The sequence below is a fragment of the Rhodococcus sp. IEGM 1330 genome (genome assembly GCF_033142445.1).
Taxonomy (GTDB): domain Bacteria; phylum Actinomycetota; class Actinomycetes; order Mycobacteriales; family Mycobacteriaceae; genus Rhodococcoides.
The window spans coordinates 16,925-33,877 of record NZ_JAWLSB010000007.1 but is presented as its reverse complement, the minus strand read 5'-3'; the positions used below and the strand labels follow the sequence as shown (position 1 = coordinate 33,877).

Below are 16,953 nucleotides of genomic sequence, written 5' to 3'. Positions count from 1 at the left end.
ATCGTTCCGCTCGCTACCTCAGCGCAGCACCACCGGTACGCCCTCGTACGGACGCAGTGTCATCGGGAAGCTGTTCAGCTCGTCCACGGTCGCGATCTCGTTGTCGTCGAACACGTCGATGGCGCACGTACCGGGCACCAGGTGCTTGGACTGAATGGTCGCGCTGATCTCCTCGGACGAGAAGTTGAGCACCGTGGCCTGAATGGTTCCCTGGCTGAGCTCGTGCACCATGACCAGCAAGCCCTTGTGCGAGACCGTCGGAATATCGATCTGCTGAGCGGTGGCGATCCCGAACCGCTTGCGCAACTCGATGATTCGCGCCAACTGGCGTGCGAACGACTGCGGATCCGCCAGCTGCTCCGGCAGCGAACCGTAGAGGCTGCGTCCGCGTGGAATGCCGGACTCCGAGCGGACGGCCTCGGGGAAGTACCCCATCAGATCGTGTGCGCCGCGGTTGATCCAGCGCGTGTCGCCTTCGCGGATGAGGTCGTCGACCTCCTCGGCCGCGATCGGCAGGATGCCCAGCAGATCCCAACCGGACAGTGCGAACACGCCCGGCTGCAACGCGTTGTACATCGCGAGCAGCAGGTGCGCTCGCTTGACCGTCTCTATGTCTCGCTCGTCCATCCGGTCCAGATCGCGGATGCCCAGCGATGCGGTGATCACACTTGCTGTGGTGCAGGCGATTCCGTTGGTGGTGAACAATCGGTTGTACGGTGCCCAGCGCCCGGTGAGTCGGTCGGTCAGCTCGCCGCGAATGCGATCGCCCAGGTCTGAGCCCTTGACCGCCTCGCCGCCGTAGGTGAACTCGTCCTCGGCGTGCAGGGTGGCAAAGTGGATGAGCTCGAACGTCATCTCGTCGTGGTTCTGCAGTGCGTGCACCAGAGACGCCGTGTCGACGCCGTGATCGCGGGCCAGAGTCATGGTGAGCCTGAGGAATTCGGTGTTTCCCATGACGAGCGCATGCTGATAGGCCGGGCGATTGATGAAGTCGTACGACAGATCGGCACCGTTGGCTCCCATGGCCTTGATGTCGTCGATCGTCAGGTTCAGCTCCTGGAAGGTGAACCCGCCCATCTTGCGCACCACGCTGGCGATCAGGTGGTTCGCCGCCTCGGACAGCGGATGGCCCTCGGACCAGCCCGGTCCTTCGGCTCGACGCTCCACACCGAGAAAACCGTTGGCGTCCAAGCGCAATGCGCCTGCACCCAGATCGGCGATGGAATGGCATGCGTCGCCGATCACCAGTCGCATTCCGGCGAAGGAAGGATCGAGCCAGTTGATCGACGGCTGACCGGCCTTGAAGTAGTGCAGGTACACCCAGCGACGTTCGACGCCGTCGATGCCCACGACGGGAGGTGTTGCGCTCCAGTTGGTTTCCTTCACGCCGAGCTCGTAGAAGATCACGCGCTGCAGCTGACCGATGATGTATCCGGCGCGGGCGAGATTGGCCTCGGCCTCGGCGTCGATGTTCTGCGAATCGGCCCCGGCGCGCACTCGCGGCAGCAGATGCCAGTCCTGGGGTTCGATCTCGACCATGTGGTAGATGCCGGGGTAGTCGGCCACAGCCATCTCGGCGAGCCGGAAGTCTGCACCTTTACCGGTGTGGCCGGGCACGATGTCGTCGATCACGATGCCGTCGTACGCCGAGGCCACCACGCACAGGCGTCGGAACTCTTCTTCCGATCCGAACGCGGGGTCGATCTGCATGCCGATGCGGTCGAAGTGTCCGTCGACCGAAGGAGTCGGACGCCAACCGTGGATGCCGCCGGCCACCTTCACCGGGCCGGTATGTACTGCGGTGACACCGATTTCGGAGAATGCCTGCCACAGTTTCTCGTCGCCGAGAGTGCTCAGGAAGCTCGTCTGCGGGGCGTTGATCACAGAGATGGGGTACGCGGTGAACCACACCGGTGCGCGTTCGACGGCGGCGCGAGGATCGGGGTCGGCATACGGGTTCTGCCACATGCTGCCCTTGCCCGAGAGTTGCTCGGCAATCAACTTGGCGTCGCGCAACATCGATTGTTCGGTGAGCCAGTCCACGTATTCGGGGTTCGACGCCACCGGCTCGCTGTCGGGGGTGGGACTGTTGCTCCGATTGGCGCGCCGCACTGAAGGTCGAAGTGGTTTCGGCCGAGCCGGATAGAACTTCTCGTCGTAGGTGATCTCGCTCGGTTCGTGCTGCACTTCGGGATCCATGTGCCTCCGTAGCCTCGCTTTTCTTCAACCCTACGTAGGGCGCGGCCGATCCGCAGGGTTGTGGTTCCCCTAATCGACGACCGGTGAAACCTGGCTCGCCGACCGGTGAAACCTACGCCGAACTACACGGATGTGATTCGTCAGGGGCCTTTTCCTTCGATATGCGAACGTCATCGAATCGAGACCGCCTGGTGTGGAATGTCCTATTCGGATAGGACATAGTGAGTCAGGTACCAACTGACCCATCTGTCACACCAGACTCATGAGTCACATCCCCCTCAGCTACAGGAGTTGTTCATGCGACGTCTTGCCCGCACATCGATCCTGGCCTCGACGGCCGCTCTGGCCGCCGCCATCGGTGCGGTTGCCCTCGCACCTGCCGCATCGGCCGAACCTGCCCCCGAACCCGTCGGCCCGCTCGGCTCGGTGGTTCTCGAAAGCCCCGACCTGGTGGTGACCATGGCCGCTGTCTGCGACACCACGGTCGAGGACGCACCCGAAGGTGGCGTCGTCGCACTTCAGGTCAAGGTCGACAACGTGGGCGCGGACGACGCGTCGAACGTCAACGTCAACTACGGCGCACTGCCGGGCGTGCAGGGTCAGAACACCGAGACGACCATCAAGGCCGGCGAAGCAGCGACGTACACCGTGCCTTCCGTCGATCGCGAATGGATGGCACGTCCCGCAGGTGCCGCGGCATTCGCCAGTGCGCTCGATGCGAACTTCCTCGACAACATCACCGGTGGACTGCTCAGCTACAGCTGCATCCCCGCCCCGGTCGAAGAGCCTGCCGAGTAGGTCCTTCACCGATACTTTCTCCCCGCTGCGCCGCGACGATCCGAGTGATCGTCGCGGCGTACTGCTTTGGATGGGCTCCGCCCCATGTGAGCGGAAGTTCGTAGCAGGGGTCGAAGTTCCGTGCACGTGCGCGCAGCGCTCCTCCTCGGGAACAAATCCGCCACACCCTCCGTTGTGCAGGTCAGCAGCCTTGAGTGGATGAGGCTCAAGTTGGAAGTTGACGCGACAGATCGCGTTGTGCAAACTTGAGCGGAGTTCGCTCACCCAGGGACTGAATCCACGCAATAACAGGAGGAAACATTATGGCTCGTGCGGTCGGTATCGACCTCGGGACCACCAACTCGGTCGTGTCCGTCCTCGAGGGCGGCGAACCGGTTGTCGTCGCCAACTCCGAGGGATCACGCACCACCCCGTCGATCGTCGCTTTCGCCAAGAACGGTGAAGTGCTGGTCGGCCAGCCCGCGAAGAACCAGGCGGTCACCAACGTCGACCGCACGATTCGCTCCGTGAAGCGCCACATCGGCACGGACTGGACCGTGGAGATCGACGACAAGAAATACAACCCGCAGGAAATCTCCGCGCGCACGCTGCAGAAGCTCAAGCGCGACGCCGAGGCCTACCTGGGCGAGGAAATCACCGACGCGGTCATCACCGTCCCCGCGTACTTCGAGGACGCGCAGCGTCAGGCCACCAAGGAAGCCGGCCAGATCGCCGGCCTCAACGTCCTGCGCATCGTCAACGAGCCCACCGCGGCAGCTCTCGCATACGGCCTGGACAAGGGCGACGAAGAGCAGACCATTCTCGTGTTCGACCTCGGCGGCGGCACGTTCGACGTCTCGCTGCTGGAAATCGGCGACGGCGTCGTCGAGGTCCGCGCGACGTCCGGCGACAACCACCTGGGCGGTGACGACTGGGACGAGCGCATCGTGACCTGGCTCGTCGACAAGTTCAAGGCTCAGAACGGTATCGATCTGACCAAGGACAAGATGGCGCTGCAGCGTCTGCGTGAGGCTGCCGAGAAGGCGAAGATCGAACTGTCCTCCGGGCAGAGCACCTCGATCAACCTCCCGTACATCACGGTCGACGGCGACAAGAACCCGCTGTTCCTCGACGAGCAGCTCAGCCGCTCCGAGTTCCAGAAGATCACCTCCGACCTGCTCGACCGCACTCGTGCGCCGTTCCAGGCAGTGGTCAAGGACTCCGGCATCGCCGTCAAGGACATCGACCACGTCGTGCTCGTCGGTGGTTCGACGCGTATGCCCGCCGTCTCCGAGCTGGTCAAGGAACTCTCCGGTGGACGCGAGCCCAACAAGGGCGTCAACCCGGACGAGGTCGTGGCCGTCGGCGCTGCACTGCAGGCCGGTGTCCTCAAGGGTGAGGTCAAGGACGTTCTGCTCCTCGACGTCACGCCGCTGTCCCTCGGCATCGAGACCAAGGGTGGCGTGATGACCAAGCTCATCGAGCGCAACACCACCATCCCGACGAAGCGGTCCGAGACCTTCACCACCGCTGACGACAATCAGCCCTCGGTGCAGATCCAGGTCTTCCAGGGTGAGCGCGAGATCGCCTCGCACAACAAGCTCCTCGGCTCCTTCGAGCTGACCGAGCTGCCCCCGGCTCCTCGCGGCGTCCCGCAGATCGAGGTCACCTTCGACATCGACGCCAACGGCATCGTGCACGTCACGGCCAAGGACAAGGGCACCGGCAAGGAAAACACGATCAAGATCCAGGACGGCTCCGGCCTGTCCAAGGAAGAGATCGACCGCATGGTCGCCGACGCGGAAGCTCACGCAGACGAGGACAAGGCTCGTCGCGAAGAGGCCGAGGTTCGCAACCAGGCCGAGTCCCTCGTCCACCAGACGGAGAAGTTCGTCAAGGACAACGAGGACAAGGTCGACGCCGAGCTCAAGGGACGCGTCGAAACCGCCATCGCCGACGCCAAGACGGCTCTCGCGGGCAGCGACATCTCGGCAGTCAAGACCGCCGTGGAGAAGCTCTCGACCGAGTCGCAGGCTCTCGGCACCGCCATCTACGAGGCTCAGGCCAAGGAGCAGGGCGGCGCAGAGGGTGGCGCGCAGGCCGCTGACGACGGCGTCGTCGACGCAGAGGTTGTCGACGAGCCCGCCGACGACACGGACAAGAAGTGACGTCGGACAACACCGAGCAAGAACCGGTCACTTTCGTGGACAAGCGAAAGATCGATCCCGAGACCGGTGAAGTACGGGAAGGTGACGCAGTTCCGGAGCCCCTCGTGGGCACCGGGGCTGCGCCCCAGCCCGACTCGGTGGACGAAGGGACCGTCGACGGTGACGTAGTGGAAGACCCGCGTGAGCTGCAGGTCGCCGAACTCACCGCAGATCTGCAGCGCGTCTCGGCGGAGTACGCCAACTACCGGCGTCGTACCGATCGTGAGAAGCAGACCGGAGCGGAGAACGCGAAGGCGTCCGTCGTCTCGCAGCTTCTTCCGGTTCTCGACGACCTCGAGCGAGCTCGCCAGCACGGCGATCTCGAAACCGGACCGCTCAAGGCCGTGGCAGACAAGTTGGCAGGGGTGTTCTCGAACATCGGCCTGACCACTTTCGGAGCCGAGGGTGACGCCTTCGACCCGGCCATCCACGAGGCCGTCTCCCATGAGGGCGACGGCAGCAGTCCCGTCGTCGGAACGCTGATGCGTCCGGGCTACAAGCTCGGCGAACGCGTCCTGCGGACCGCGATGGTCGGCGTCGTGGACAGTGCAGCACAAGAATCGGATGTACCTGCATCCGACGAGCAGTGAAGAAATAGCGCGAGAGGAGGAAACGCCCGGTGAGCCAGCGGGAGTGGATCGAGAAGGACTTCTACAAGGAGCTGGGCGTTTCCTCCAGCGCGACTGCAGAAGAGATCAAGAAGGCGTACCGAAAGTTGGCTCGGGACAACCATCCCGATGCCAATCCCGGCAACGCCTCGGCCGAGAACAAGTTCAAGGCGGTCAGCGAGGCGCATGCCGTCCTCGCCGACCCGGCCAAGCGCAAGGAATACGACGAAGCACGACGGCTGTTCGCCTCGGGCGGGTTCGGTAGCCGCGGCGGCGGTGGATTCTCGCCCGGCGCAGGCGGATTCGGCGGCGGCGGCGGCCAAACCTTCGACGTCGGCGACATCTTCGGTCAAGGCGGCGGCGACGGCGGCATCGGCGACCTGTTCGGTGGCCTGTTCAATCGCGGTGGCGCGCAGCAGCGCCCCCAGAGCAACCGGCCTCGACGCGGCAGCGATGTCGAAACCGACACCTCGCTGCAGTTCCGTGAGGCGGCGCAGGGCGTGACGGTCCCCTTGAAGTTGACCAGCCCGTCCTCGTGCACCACCTGCCACGGAAGCGGCGCGAAGCCCGGAACCAGCCCACGCGTGTGCCCCAAATGCAACGGCCAAGGCGTCGTCAACCGCAATCAAGGCGCGTTCGGCTTCAGCGAGCCGTGCGACGACTGCCGCGGTACCGGATCCATCATCGACGACCCGTGCGTCGACTGCCGCGGAACCGGAGTGCAGAACCGCACCCGCACCATCACCGTGCGCGTCCCGGCCGGCATCAGCGACGGCCAGAAGGTGCGCCTCGCCGGTCAGGGCGAAGCGGGATTGCGCGGAGCGCCGTCGGGCGACCTTTTCGTGACGGTTCGGGTCAAGCCCGACAAGGTGTTCGGCCGCACTGGCGACGACCTGACAGTGACCGTTCCGGTGAGTTACGGAGAACTGGTGCTCGGTACCACGCTGTCGGTGCCCACCCTCGAGGGTCGCGTCGGCGTGAAGGTTCCACCGGGAACCGTCGACGGCCGAGTATTGCGTGTGCGTGGCCGCGGTGTCCCGAAGAAGTCCGGTACCGGCGATCTGATGGTGACCGTCAAAGTTGCCGTCCCGCAGAAACTGGACGATGCTGCTACCGACGCTCTGAAGACTTATCTGGAAGCCGAGAAGGCCAGCGGATTCGACCCGCGGGCCGGGTGGGCAGGTGTGTGATGTCGGTCCCTCCCGAGGGCGGATCTGCGAAAGCCGGTGGTGGGCAAGCTGACCCCGACGCCCAGATCTTCGTGATCTCCGTCGCGGCGCAGTTGGCGGGCATGCACGCGCAGACGCTGCGTACCTACGATCGACTCGGCTTGGTCACCCCGCATCGCACCACCGGCGGCGGTCGACGCTACTCGCCGCGCGACGTCGCACTGCTTCGTGAAGTGCAGCGACTCTCGCAGGACGAAGGCGTCAACCTCGCCGGCATCAAGCGCATCATCGAGCTCACCAACCAGGTCGAGGCACTGCAGGCTCGGATTTCCGAGCTGGCCCAGGACTTGGCCAACGTGCACGCCAGTTATCGCCGCGACCTGGTGCCGATCCAACGCAACGCCCTGGTGGTCTGGAAGCCGCGCCACCAGCGCTAGGTTTGCGGCGCCGGCGGTGGCGAACGCGCGCGCGTTTGCGAGACACCCGGCACCGACCCCTATCCTGGTCGGCATGCAGGCGTGGAGTTCGACGGTCGTTCAGTATCACCGCCTTCGGAATGATCTCGCCGTGATCAGACTCGAAGGCGACGCGGTGCCGTTCCAGGCAGGCCAGTCGGTGTCGGTCTCGGTTCCCCAGAACGCTGCTCTGACCCGGCGATACTCACCCGCGCTGCCGCCTTCCCGAGACGGCAAGCTGGAATTCCACGTTCGAGCCGTTCCGGCCGGTTGGGTGAGCGGCTCGATCGTCAACGAGACGCGGCCCGGTCATGTGTGGCAGATCAGCGATCCGAGGGGCAGCCTGCACGTCGATGATTCGGGGCGCGACGTCGTCATGATCGCGGGCGGCACCGGCCTCGCTCCGTTGCGCGCGATTCTGCTCGACCTCACGCGCCGCCAACAGCCACCGAATGTGACGCTCTTCGTCGGCGGCAAGTCACCTCGCGACCTGTATGCCGGCGACATGCTGTGGTTGATGGCGTCGGAGTTGCAGTGGTTGACGGTGATCCCCGTCGTCGATCAGTTGCACGAGCCTTGGGCGTCGGATCGATGGAACGACCGCATTCATGCCGAAATCGGTTCCAGCGCAGCCTTCTTCGAGCCCGAGCATTGCTGGGAGGGTAGTGTGGCCGACGTCGTCGCCACGCAGGGGCCATTCCTGGATCGCCAGATCCTGGTCTGCGGCTCACCGGGAATGGAAGCGGCGACCGTGCGCGCGCTCGTCGAGATCGGCACACCACTCGACGCCATCCGCCGCTGAAGCGCCATCCCATACAGCGCTGTCCCGAGCAATCAGGGCAGCTGCAGAATCCGTCGCAGGTGCGCCAGGTCTTCGTCGGATACCGTCGTGAATTCCGGCGGCGGGGCGTCAGCGATCGCTCGGGCCTTTTCGGCGAGGAGGCGTCCGGTGTCGGTGAGTCCGATGATGCGGCGTCGGCGATCGGTGGGATCTTCGGTGCGGATCACCAGTTCCCGTTTTTCGAGTTCACGGATGTTGAGCGAGACGTACGGCGCATCGGAGGCGAGGATCTCGGCCAGCTCGGTGACCGTCCGATCGCCCGTGAGCAACTTGGTCAGCAGCTTGGCTCGCAGGAAACTCATCCCGGTGGCGTCGGCGACGGCTCGTCGGGTGTCGTGCTTCTCGAGCATCAGCGCGCGCATCTCGCGCCAGACATGCGCTGCATCGGTCATACGAGCACCGGTTGGTCGATTCGATCGGCGGTCGCGCGTGCCCACCGGCCGGTGGTGACCACCGCGAGCGCGGTGACGACCACGCCTGCGCCTGCGATGACGAACCACGCAGGAACTGCAGCGGCGGTGAAGCCGTCGGAGATCTCACCGACGATGCTCGACGTGACGATGGATCCGACGACGGCCACGCCGAGCGATTGACCCACCTGCCTGCTCGTCGACGCGATGGCGGATGCCACTCCGGCCTGACTGCGCGGCATTCCGGACACCGCGGTGTTGGTGATCGGGGCGTTGACCATGCCGAAGGATATTCCGAAAATCACGTATGCGACGGCCAGCCACGCGAACGACGTCGTCGGAGTCAGTCGGGTGAGCATCAGCGCCGATGCCACGAAGCCGATTCCGGCGACGAGCAGGGGAATGCGCGCTCCCAGGGTGCCGACGATGCGACCGGAGATCGGCGCGAAGATCAGTGTCATCAACGCCATCGGCAGTGTGTAGAGACCGGCGTGCAGTGGTGAGTATCCGCGCACGTCCTGCAGGTAGAGGGTGTTGAGGAACAGGAATCCGCCGAGGGAGGCGAACGCGCACACAGCGATCACCGTCGCTCCACTGAACGGCGCGCTTCGGAAGAACTTCAGTTGGATGAGCGGTTCTTCGATTCGCGACTCGACCACCAGTAGCCCGACGAGAGAGCCGACGGCGACGGCACCGGTGAACACGATCAGCGGCGATCCCCAACCCTTCGCGGGACCTTCGATGATGGTGAACACCAGGGACGCGAGGAACGCGAAGATGAGGAACTGGCCGGCCGGATCGAACTTGCGTGAGTGCTCGGCTTTGGATTCCGGGACGAATTTCAGTGTCATCGCCAGAGCGAAAATACCGACGGGGACGTTGATCCAGAAGATGGACTGCCAGCCGGCACCGGTGACGAGGATCCCGCCGAGGGCCGGACCCGCCGACATGGAGATTCCGACGACGGCACCCCACATGCCGATGGCCCCTGCGCGTTCTTTCGGATCGGTGAAGGTGTTGGTGATGATCGACATCGCGACGGGATTCATCATCGAGCCACCGATTGCCTGGAGCATGCGAAAGGCGACGAGCCAGCCGAGCGACGGGGCGACGCTGCACAGCAGGGAGCCGAGGACGAACGTTCCGGTGCCGATCAGGAAGAAGCGCTTGCGGCCGTACCTGTCGGCCATCGAGCCGCCGAGCATCAGCAGTGATGCCACGACCAGCGTGTATGCATCGATGATCCACTGCAGACCCGAGACCGATGCATTCAGATCTTCGCGCATCGACGGCAGCGCGACGTTGACGATCGTGTTGTCGGTGCTGACGAGAAACAGACTCAGGCAGCAGATGCCGAGCACGAGATACCGGTGTCGTCGAGTCAACTCGGGCACGTTCACCTCCGCGATAATGCTTGTATATCTATAACTATTACATGAGTACTCCTAAATTGTTCGACGAGCAAGTGAGAGGCAGGCAGGACATGCCCGATAGGGTGTGTGTCACAGACTTGCTCGACCCCGAATTGCTTGCTCGGTGAATGGAGAACAACAGTGGCTTCCGAGATCGCACCAGGCGACCTGGTTCAGGCGTCCGGGCATGCCGGCCCGTGGAAGGTGCTCGAGATCCGCCAGGGTCTGGCGTTGCTCGAGCATCACGACGGTCATCGATTGTCCGTTCGCACCACCACGGTCGAGGTGGTGCGGAAGGCGTCGACCAGTGAAGGTTCGGCCCGGCAGGCCGAGGCGGAGACCGACAGTCCCTCACTGTTCGACGAGGGCTGACCTACCTCCCTTTACCGTCGACCGCGTATTTCTGGCGTAGCGACTTCGAGATCTGCTTGTACTCCCGCAACTTCTCGCTGCGTGCTCGGGCGTCGTGCCTCGAGGTGGCCCAGGCGTTCTCCCGCAACAGTTTTCGATAGTTGCCCAACCTTCTCTCGGTGAGCTCACCCGCGGCGAGCACCGCACATCCGGGTTCGTGTTCGTGCGAGCAGTCACCGAATCGACACAACGCGGCGAGTTCTTCGATGTCGGAAAATGCGCTCGCCACAGCGTCTTCCGATCCCTGCACGCCCACGGAACGCAAACCCGGGGTGTCCAACAGCACCAGGCTCGTGGAAGGGATCGGCACCAATTCCCGATGCACCGTCGTGTGCCTGCCTTTGCCGTCCGCCTCACGGGTGGCACCGGTGGCAAATGCGGTGCCGCCGAGCAGAGCGTTGGCGAGTGTCGACTTTCCGGATCCCGACGGCCCGATCAATGCGACCGTACCGCGCAGATGTGCTGCCAGCGAGTCGATTCCGCCGTCCGACACTGCACTTGTGCTGCATACGGTGACGCCCGGCGCGGTGGCCAGCAGCAACTCTTCGGCGACGCTTCCGCTGTCGGTCTTGGTGATCGCGACGACGGGAACAGCACCGCTGCCCCAGGCGAGGGTGATGTAGCGCTCGACGCGACCGAGGTCGAGAGCCGTGTCCGACGCGACGGTGATCACGACGGTGTCGACGTTGGCTCCGAGAACCTGTGTGTCGGATGTCGATCCGGCTGAGGCGCGTTCGATGGCCGTCCGGCGGGGGAGAATTGCACCGAGCGTGAAACTCTGCCCGGGGCGTGGGTCCAGGGTCACCCAATCCCCGGTGCAGGTATTGCTACCGGTGCATCGGACGATGCCGCTATCGGTGACGGCGTTGAATTCACCGCGGTCGACGCGAACGACGCGGGCGAGAGTTGTTTCCTGAGAATGGTTTTCGAACTCATCCAGCCAATGCTGATCGAGGCCGTAGTGAATCAGGTGAGACATGTGAGAGATCCTTCGGGGAAGGGTGACGTGGGCTCGGGTGTGTGCTCGTCCAGGTGGCCACGATGCCCACCTCCTCACTGTCTCGGTGCATGAAAAAAACCGTCGACGGCAAAGTAGCAGCCGTCGACGGTGTCTGGAAAGCGAATTTATCGGGTGAGGTTGGTGCCCTCCGCCGGCGCTGCGAGCGCGGTCAGGAAGGAGCGGGCCCAGCGATCGACGTCATGGGCGAGAACCTGCCTGCGCATGGCGCGCATCTGGCGCTTGCCCGACTCCGGTTCCTGTTCGAGGGCTCCGATGATCGCGTCCTTGACGCTGTCCAGGTCGTGTGGGTTGCACAGGTATGACTGGCGCAGTTCGGCTGCGGCACCGGTGAATTCGCTGAGCACCAACGCGCCACCGAGATCGCTGCGGCAGGCCACGTACTCCTTGGCGACGAGGTTCATGCCGTCGCGCAGCGGAGTGACCAGCATGACGTCAGCGGCGACGAAGTAGGCCAGCAGATCGTCCCGGGGGATCGGCCGGTGCAGGTAATGGACCACGGGGTGGCCCACCTGGCCGTACTCGCCGTTGATCCGGCCCACCTGCTGCTCGATTTCACCGCGCATGGCGACGTAGCTCTCGACGCGTTCACGGCTGGGCGTCGCCAACTGCACGATGACGTTCTCGGCCGGATCGACGCGGCCCTCTTCGAGCAGTTCGCGGAACGCGTTGAGCCGGACGTCGATTCCCTTGGTGTAGTCCAGCCGATCGACGCCGAGCATGATGCGCTTGGGATTCCCCAGATCCTTGCGCAGTTGCTTCGCGCGATCACGGACGGCCTTCGAGCGAGACTTGGTGTCGAGGTCACCGGAATCGATGGAGATCGGGAACGCGCCGACTCGCACGGTCCGAAAGCCGACCTGCACGACGCCCAACTTGGACCGCACTCCCACGGTTCCGCGGGACGTGGTTCCTCCGGCGAGGCGTCGGGCAAGGTAGAGGAAGTTCTGCGCTCCGCCGGACAGGTGGAAACCGATGAGGTCGGCACCGAGCAGTCCTTCGACGATCTCGGTGCGCCACGGCATCTGCATGAACAGCTCGATCGGAGGGAACGGGATGTGCAGGAAGAACCCGATGGTCAGGTCGGGGCGAAGCATCCGCAGCATCTTGGGGACGAGCTGGAGCTGGTAGTCCTGGATCCAGACCGTCGCGCCCTGTGCCGCCGCCTCGGAAGTCTTCTCCGCGAAGCGGCGATTGACCTCGACGTAGGCGTTCCACCAGTCGCGGTCGTACTCCGGTTTGACGATGACGTCGTGGTAGAGCGGCCACAAGGTGGCGTTGGAGAACCCCTCGTAGTACTGGGTGTACTCCTTCTCGCTGATCGGCACCGGTCGTAGCTGCAGGTCGTCCTCGACGAACGGCTCGACGTCGACGTCCGAGACGCCGACCCACCCCACCCACGCACCCTTGTTGGCCCGCAGAATCGGTTCGAGAGCGGTGACCAAGCCGCCGGGGCTTCGCTTCCATCGTGTGCTTCCGTCCGGAAGCTTTTCCAGATCGACCGGCAACCGGTTGGCTACGACGACAAAATCCGAACCCTGCGAGGCGTCAGCCACAACTGTCCAATCCGCTTGTAGATCTCTGGGGGAGCCAGTCCTGCGAAGGTCCTACTCGCTTTCGCCCTTCACAACAGGATCTATACCCAACATCGACAGCAACATGCGGCATTCGTCTGCGTCGGTCGCGTAGGCCGCGACGACGCGCTGAGCCTGGCTGGCCGTCTCGTACTCGAGTGGGACGATGTCTTCGTCGGCGATGTCGTTGTCGGTCGAAGTCTTGGCAGGCATGGTGTTCTCCGTACTCTCTGCTGGGCTTACACGGTGTTCGTTGGACCCGACTCTATGTAAATGTGGCGCCCCATCGCCAGTTCCCGATGCCATAGGCTGCAGCAAATGACCGATTCTGTACCGCTCCGCCATGCTCGGACAGTGGTGGAGGTGCCTTCTCCGGCCACCGGCTCCGCGATTCTGCGTCGCACCGTACGACGGCATCGCACCCGCCTGATCGTCTCGTCGCTGCTGTTCGGGGTGCATCAACTGTGCGAAACGATGGTCCCGGTGGCGATCGGACTGATCGTCTCGCGGGCCATCGACACCGGTGATGTGACCGCGATGATTCTCTCGTTGGTCGGTCTGGCGGCCTTGTTCGTCACTCTGTCGTACGCGTGGCGGATCGGTGCCCGCATCATCGTGGTCGCCATCGAGCGGGAGGCGCATCTGGTGCGCGTCGAGGTCGCCGGTCGCGTCCTCGATCCGCGGGGCGTGCGCACCGAGCTGTCGGCGGGGGAGTTGTTGACGGTGTCGACGTCCGACGCCGAGAAGGAGTCCTGGATCCTCGATCTGATCGCGCGCGTCTTCGCGTCGGCCGTGGCGGTCGTTGCGTCCGCTGTCGCGCTGATCGTCATCGACGTTCCGCTCGGTCTCGCCGTGGTCATCGGGACGCCGGTCATCCTGATCGCACTGCAACGTCTCGCCCCGTTGCTGACCCGTGCTGCCACTGCGCAGCAGGCCGAGGTGGCCGGTGTGTCGGGTATGGCCACCGATCTGGTGAGCGGTGTACGGCCGCTGCGTGGAATCGGTGCCGAGAACGCCGCGACGCAGCGATTCGTGACGTCGAGTCGAACGGCGTTGGCTGCGACTCTGAAGCTGGCTCGCGCGAACAACGTCTATCAGGGCTTGTCGGCAACGGTCAACGCGTTGCTGGCCGTCGGGATCGCCGGTACCGCCGGCTGGTTCGCGCTGCAGGGCCGCATTTCGGTCGGTGAGCTGATCACCGTCATCGGCCTTGCGCAGTTCGTCATCGAACCCCTGACCGGATTGGCGAGGATCCCCGGCGTCGTTGCGATGGTGCGCGGATCGGCCGACCGGCTCGCCCTGGTGCTCGGTGCGGAACACGCTCTGCCGCAGTCGGAATCCGCGGTGCCCGCAGGCTCCGACCTCGGTGTTCACGACGTTCGGTTTCGATCGCTCGACGGCCTCACGTTCCGCGCAGAACCGGGCGAGATGCTCGGCGTGGTCGCCTACCGGCCGCAGGACGGGGAAGCGCTCGCTACGCTGCTGTCCGGTCAGATCTCCGACGCCGACTACACCGGATCGATTCGCATCGGCGGCATTCCGGCGGGAAAGATCGATCTTCGACGCGCCCGCGAGACGGTGCTCGTCGAGCCCCACATCACCGACCTGTTCGCGGGCACCGTCCGCAGCAACGTCACCGCAGGCCGCGAGCGGCCCGACGCCGAACTCGATGTCGTGCTGCACGCCTCCGCGGCCACCGACGTCGTCGAATTGCACGAGGCCGGTCTCGATCACGCCGTCACCGACCGCGGAGCCAGCCTGTCCGGCGGCCAACGCCAGCGAGTCGCGTTGGCGCGAGCACTGTCGGTCGACGCCCCGGTGCTGGTACTGCACGACCCCACCACCGCCGTCGACGCCGTCACCGAGCACGCCATCGCCCGCGGCATCGCCGAACTTCGGCACACCGGCACTTCGGCGCAGACGACCATCCTCATCACCACGAGCCCCGCGCTGCTGTCGGTGACCCATCGCGTTCTCGTCGTCGACGACGGCCGCGTCGTCGCCGAGGGAACGCACCACGATCTCGCGTCCTCGGACGCGCAGTACAAGGAGACGGTGCTGCGATGACCGCCCCCGAACTGCTTCCCATCGCCACCGGGGCACGCTCCGGTAGGTGGCTTCTGGAACAGCTGCGCCTCAGGAAGGTCCGGACCGCGGTGACGCTGCTGCTCGGCGCGATTGCCGCGGCCATGTCGCTGGTGCCCGTCTACGTACTCGGTGTTCTGGTCGACCGCGTCCGCGACGGTGCTGACACGTCGGCGATCATCGGGGTCGTCGTCGTGATCTCGGTGGCCGCGGTGATCGGCGGCATCGTGACCGGTTTCAGCGGCTATCTCATCAGCACTCTCGGTGAGGGCATTCTCGCGTCGCTGCGCGAGGCCGTCGTGCGCCGCGCGTTGCATCTGCCCGTTGCCACGTTGGAACGAGTGGGCAAGGGGGACTTGCTCTCCCGGGTGGGCGACGACGTCGCGGTGATGGCCAAGTCGATCGGTGAGGTGATCCCGCAGCTCGTCGGGGCGTTCCTGCTCGTATGTCTGAGCATGATCACGATGCTCGGCATCGACTGGCGGCTGGGCCTGGCGGGGCTCGTCGCGCTGCCGATGTATGTCCTCGCGCTGCGCTGGTATCTGCCGCGGTCGGCACCGAAGTACGCGGCCGAGCGCGTGGCGATGGGCGAGCGAGCGCAGTCCTTCGTCAGCAGCATGCAGGGTGCGAAAACCGTTCGCGCGTACGGACTCGAGTCGGCGCACCTGAGCGAGATCGACAGAGCGTCGGCGAAGGCCCGAGACATCGGCGTCGACGTGTTCCGGTTGTTCACCCGGTTCGGATCTCGGAGCAATCGCGCCGAGTGCGTCGGACTGTCGGTGATCCTGCTGGCCGGATTCCTGCTCGTGCGAGGCGATTACGTCACCGTCGGCGAGACGACAGCCGCAGCGCTGCTGTTCCACCGCCTGTTCAATCCGATCGGCACGTTGCTGTTCACCTTCGACGACATCCAGTCCGCGGGAGCCTCGTTGGCTCGGCTGGTCGGTGTCATCGACATCCCAGACGAACGGCCCGTCGGCGATGGTTCCGCGCCCGCCGACGCCACCTTGGACGTCACCGATCTGCGGCACGAATACGAGTCCGGCCACGAGGTGCTGCACGGAGTGAATCTGCGCATCGAGGCAGGGGAGACCGTGGCGCTCGTCGGATCCACCGGTGCCGGAAAATCGACCATCGCGGCCATTGCTGCCGGTTCCATGGCATCGACGTCGGGGACGGTTCACGTCGGCGGCGCATCGCTGGATGCGCTGGGCAGCGAAGGATTACGGCGGCACGTGGCGATCGTCAGCCAGGAAGTCCACGTGTTCGCCGGCCGATTGGTCGACGACGTGCTGCTCGCCGCCCCGGATGCCGGTCGCGAAGACGTCGAAGCCGCACTGCGCACCGTCGGAGCGTGGGCGTGGGTCGAGACGCTCGAGAACGGCCTCGATACCGCCGTCGGCGAGGGCGGGCACCAGTTGACGGCAGCTCAGTCACAGCAATTGGCCTTGGCGCGTTTGGTTCTCGCCGATCCGGCCGTCGCCGTGCTGGACGAGGCCACCGCGGAAGCCGGCAGTTCCGGTGCGCGAGACCTCGAAGCGGCGGCCGAGGCAGCGACCAGGGGGCGCAGCACGTTGATCGTCGCGCATCGCCTCACCCAGGCCGCTGCCGCCGACCGCGTGGTGGTTCTCGAACACGGCAGAATTCTGGAGCAGGGTCCGCACAAGGAGTTGGTCGCGGCCGGTGGTCGCTACGCAGAGCTGTGGGAGGCGTGGCAGGGCCGCTGATAGCTTTAGCGATTTGCCTAAAGCTATTAGGTTTGGTTACGGTGTCCTCGAAAGAACGAG

15 protein-coding genes are annotated in these 16,953 nt (G+C 64.8%); 9 read left to right on the top strand and 6 right to left on the bottom strand.

Annotation, left to right across the window (positions count from 1 at the left end; translation table 11 throughout):
• Window positions 1–18 precede the first annotated feature (18 nt).
• Window positions 19–2,199 (bottom strand): maltose alpha-D-glucosyltransferase, encoded by a 2,181-nt coding sequence (treS, locus tag R4P57_RS17070; RefSeq protein ID WP_317803997.1) that lies wholly within the window; start codon window positions 2,197–2,199, stop codon window positions 19–21.
• 297 nt (window positions 2,200–2,496) lie between these two features.
• On the opposite strand from treS, the gene R4P57_RS17065 reads away from it, so the two are divergent.
• The 6 genes from R4P57_RS17065 (at window position 2,497) to R4P57_RS17040 (ending at window position 8,217) form a co-directional block, all read left to right on the top strand.
• Window positions 2,497–2,997: a Pro-kumamolisin, activation domain family protein gene (locus R4P57_RS17065; protein ID WP_317803996.1), complete on the top strand. Its 501-nt coding sequence runs from the start codon at window positions 2,497–2,499 to the stop codon at window positions 2,995–2,997.
• A gap of 302 nt (window positions 2,998–3,299) precedes the next feature.
• The gene (gene dnaK, locus R4P57_RS17060; protein ID WP_317562748.1) at window positions 3,300–5,144 is read left to right on the top strand and encodes a molecular chaperone DnaK; all 1,845 of its coding nucleotides are present in this window, start codon (window positions 3,300–3,302) and stop codon (window positions 5,142–5,144) included.
• Complete coding sequence (gene grpE / locus R4P57_RS17055) at window positions 5,141–5,773, top strand: nucleotide exchange factor GrpE (protein WP_317803995.1); 633 nt, start codon at window positions 5,141–5,143, stop codon at window positions 5,771–5,773. The genes dnaK and grpE overlap by 4 nt, the downstream gene beginning before the upstream one ends.
• 29 nt (window positions 5,774–5,802) lie before the next feature.
• Entirely contained in the window at window positions 5,803–6,981 is a 1,179-nt protein-coding gene (gene dnaJ, locus R4P57_RS17050) for a molecular chaperone DnaJ (protein ID WP_317803994.1), read from the top strand.
• Window positions 6,981–7,397 (top strand): heat shock protein transcriptional repressor HspR, encoded by a 417-nt coding sequence (locus R4P57_RS17045; RefSeq protein WP_317803993.1) that lies wholly within the window; start codon window positions 6,981–6,983, stop codon window positions 7,395–7,397. The genes dnaJ and R4P57_RS17045 overlap by 1 nt, the downstream gene beginning before the upstream one ends.
• Window positions 7,398–7,470: 73 nt before the next feature.
• Window positions 7,471–8,217, top strand: coding sequence for an FAD-binding oxidoreductase (locus R4P57_RS17040; protein ID WP_317803992.1), 747 nt, complete (start codon window positions 7,471–7,473; stop codon window positions 8,215–8,217).
• A 32-nt stretch (window positions 8,218–8,249) separates the two neighbouring features.
• Here the strand turns inward: R4P57_RS17040 and R4P57_RS17035 are convergent, their stop codons facing one another.
• Entirely contained in the window at window positions 8,250–8,648 is a 399-nt protein-coding gene (locus R4P57_RS17035; RefSeq protein ID WP_317803991.1) for a MarR family winged helix-turn-helix transcriptional regulator, read from the bottom strand.
• A complete protein-coding gene (locus R4P57_RS17030) occupies window positions 8,645–10,060 on the bottom strand; it encodes an MFS transporter (protein WP_317804239.1) in 1,416 nt (471 codons plus the stop codon). Before R4P57_RS17030 ends, R4P57_RS17035 begins: the two co-directional genes overlap by 4 nt.
• Window positions 10,061–10,219: 159 nt before the next feature.
• Between R4P57_RS17030 and R4P57_RS17025 the strand changes: the two genes are divergently transcribed.
• On the top strand, window positions 10,220–10,450 hold the full coding sequence (locus tag R4P57_RS17025) for a hypothetical protein (protein ID WP_317803990.1): 231 nt from the start codon (window positions 10,220–10,222) through the stop codon (window positions 10,448–10,450).
• 1 nt (window position 10,451) lies between these two features.
• Here R4P57_RS17025 and rsgA read toward each other — a convergent pair whose 3' ends face one another.
• The 3 genes from rsgA to R4P57_RS17010 all read right to left on the bottom strand — a co-directional run bounded on the left by rsgA (window position 10,452) and on the right by R4P57_RS17010 (window position 13,294).
• The gene (gene rsgA / locus R4P57_RS17020; RefSeq protein ID WP_317803989.1) at window positions 10,452–11,468 is read right to left on the bottom strand and encodes a ribosome small subunit-dependent GTPase A; all 1,017 of its coding nucleotides are present in this window, start codon (window positions 11,466–11,468) and stop codon (window positions 10,452–10,454) included.
• Between the two features lie 146 nt (window positions 11,469–11,614).
• Window positions 11,615–13,063, bottom strand: coding sequence for a trehalose-6-phosphate synthase (locus tag R4P57_RS17015; protein WP_317803988.1), 1,449 nt, complete (start codon window positions 13,061–13,063; stop codon window positions 11,615–11,617).
• Window positions 13,064–13,114: 51 nt separating this feature from the next.
• Entirely contained in the window at window positions 13,115–13,294 is a 180-nt protein-coding gene (locus R4P57_RS17010; RefSeq protein WP_068055931.1) for a hypothetical protein, read from the bottom strand.
• A 105-nt stretch (window positions 13,295–13,399) separates the two neighbouring features.
• Between R4P57_RS17010 and R4P57_RS17005 the strand changes: the two genes are divergently transcribed.
• Both R4P57_RS17005 and R4P57_RS17000 read left to right on the top strand, forming a co-directional pair.
• The gene (locus tag R4P57_RS17005) at window positions 13,400–15,148 is read left to right on the top strand and encodes an ABC transporter ATP-binding protein (protein ID WP_317803987.1); all 1,749 of its coding nucleotides are present in this window, start codon (window positions 13,400–13,402) and stop codon (window positions 15,146–15,148) included.
• The gene (locus R4P57_RS17000) at window positions 15,145–16,893 is read left to right on the top strand and encodes an ABC transporter ATP-binding protein (protein WP_317803986.1); all 1,749 of its coding nucleotides are present in this window, start codon (window positions 15,145–15,147) and stop codon (window positions 16,891–16,893) included. The genes R4P57_RS17005 and R4P57_RS17000 overlap by 4 nt, the downstream gene beginning before the upstream one ends.
• Window positions 16,894–16,953 lie beyond the last annotated feature (60 nt).

What these genes read in the sequence shown, in the direction of transcription:
- treS (WP_317803997.1), bottom strand. Translation starts at nt 2,199, where the DNA reads ATGGATCCCGAAGTGCAGCACGAACCGAGCGAGATCACCTACGACGAG.
- R4P57_RS17065 (WP_317803996.1), top strand. Translation starts at nt 2,497, where the DNA reads ATGCGACGTCTTGCCCGCACATCGATCCTGGCCTCGACGGCCGCTCTG.
- dnaK (WP_317562748.1), top strand. Translation starts at nt 3,300, where the DNA reads ATGGCTCGTGCGGTCGGTATCGACCTCGGGACCACCAACTCGGTCGTG.
- R4P57_RS17045 (WP_317803993.1), top strand. Translation starts at nt 6,981, where the DNA reads ATGTCGGTCCCTCCCGAGGGCGGATCTGCGAAAGCCGGTGGTGGGCAA.
- R4P57_RS17040 (WP_317803992.1), top strand. Translation starts at nt 7,471, where the DNA reads ATGCAGGCGTGGAGTTCGACGGTCGTTCAGTATCACCGCCTTCGGAAT.
- R4P57_RS17035 (WP_317803991.1), bottom strand. Translation starts at nt 8,648, where the DNA reads ATGACCGATGCAGCGCATGTCTGGCGCGAGATGCGCGCGCTGATGCTC.
- rsgA (WP_317803989.1), bottom strand. Translation starts at nt 11,468, where the DNA reads ATGTCTCACCTGATTCACTACGGCCTCGATCAGCATTGGCTGGATGAG.
- R4P57_RS17010 (WP_068055931.1), bottom strand. Translation starts at nt 13,294, where the DNA reads ATGCCTGCCAAGACTTCGACCGACAACGACATCGCCGACGAAGACATC.
- R4P57_RS17005 (WP_317803987.1), top strand. Translation starts at nt 13,400, where the DNA reads ATGACCGATTCTGTACCGCTCCGCCATGCTCGGACAGTGGTGGAGGTG.
- R4P57_RS17000 (WP_317803986.1), top strand. Translation starts at nt 15,145, where the DNA reads ATGACCGCCCCCGAACTGCTTCCCATCGCCACCGGGGCACGCTCCGGT.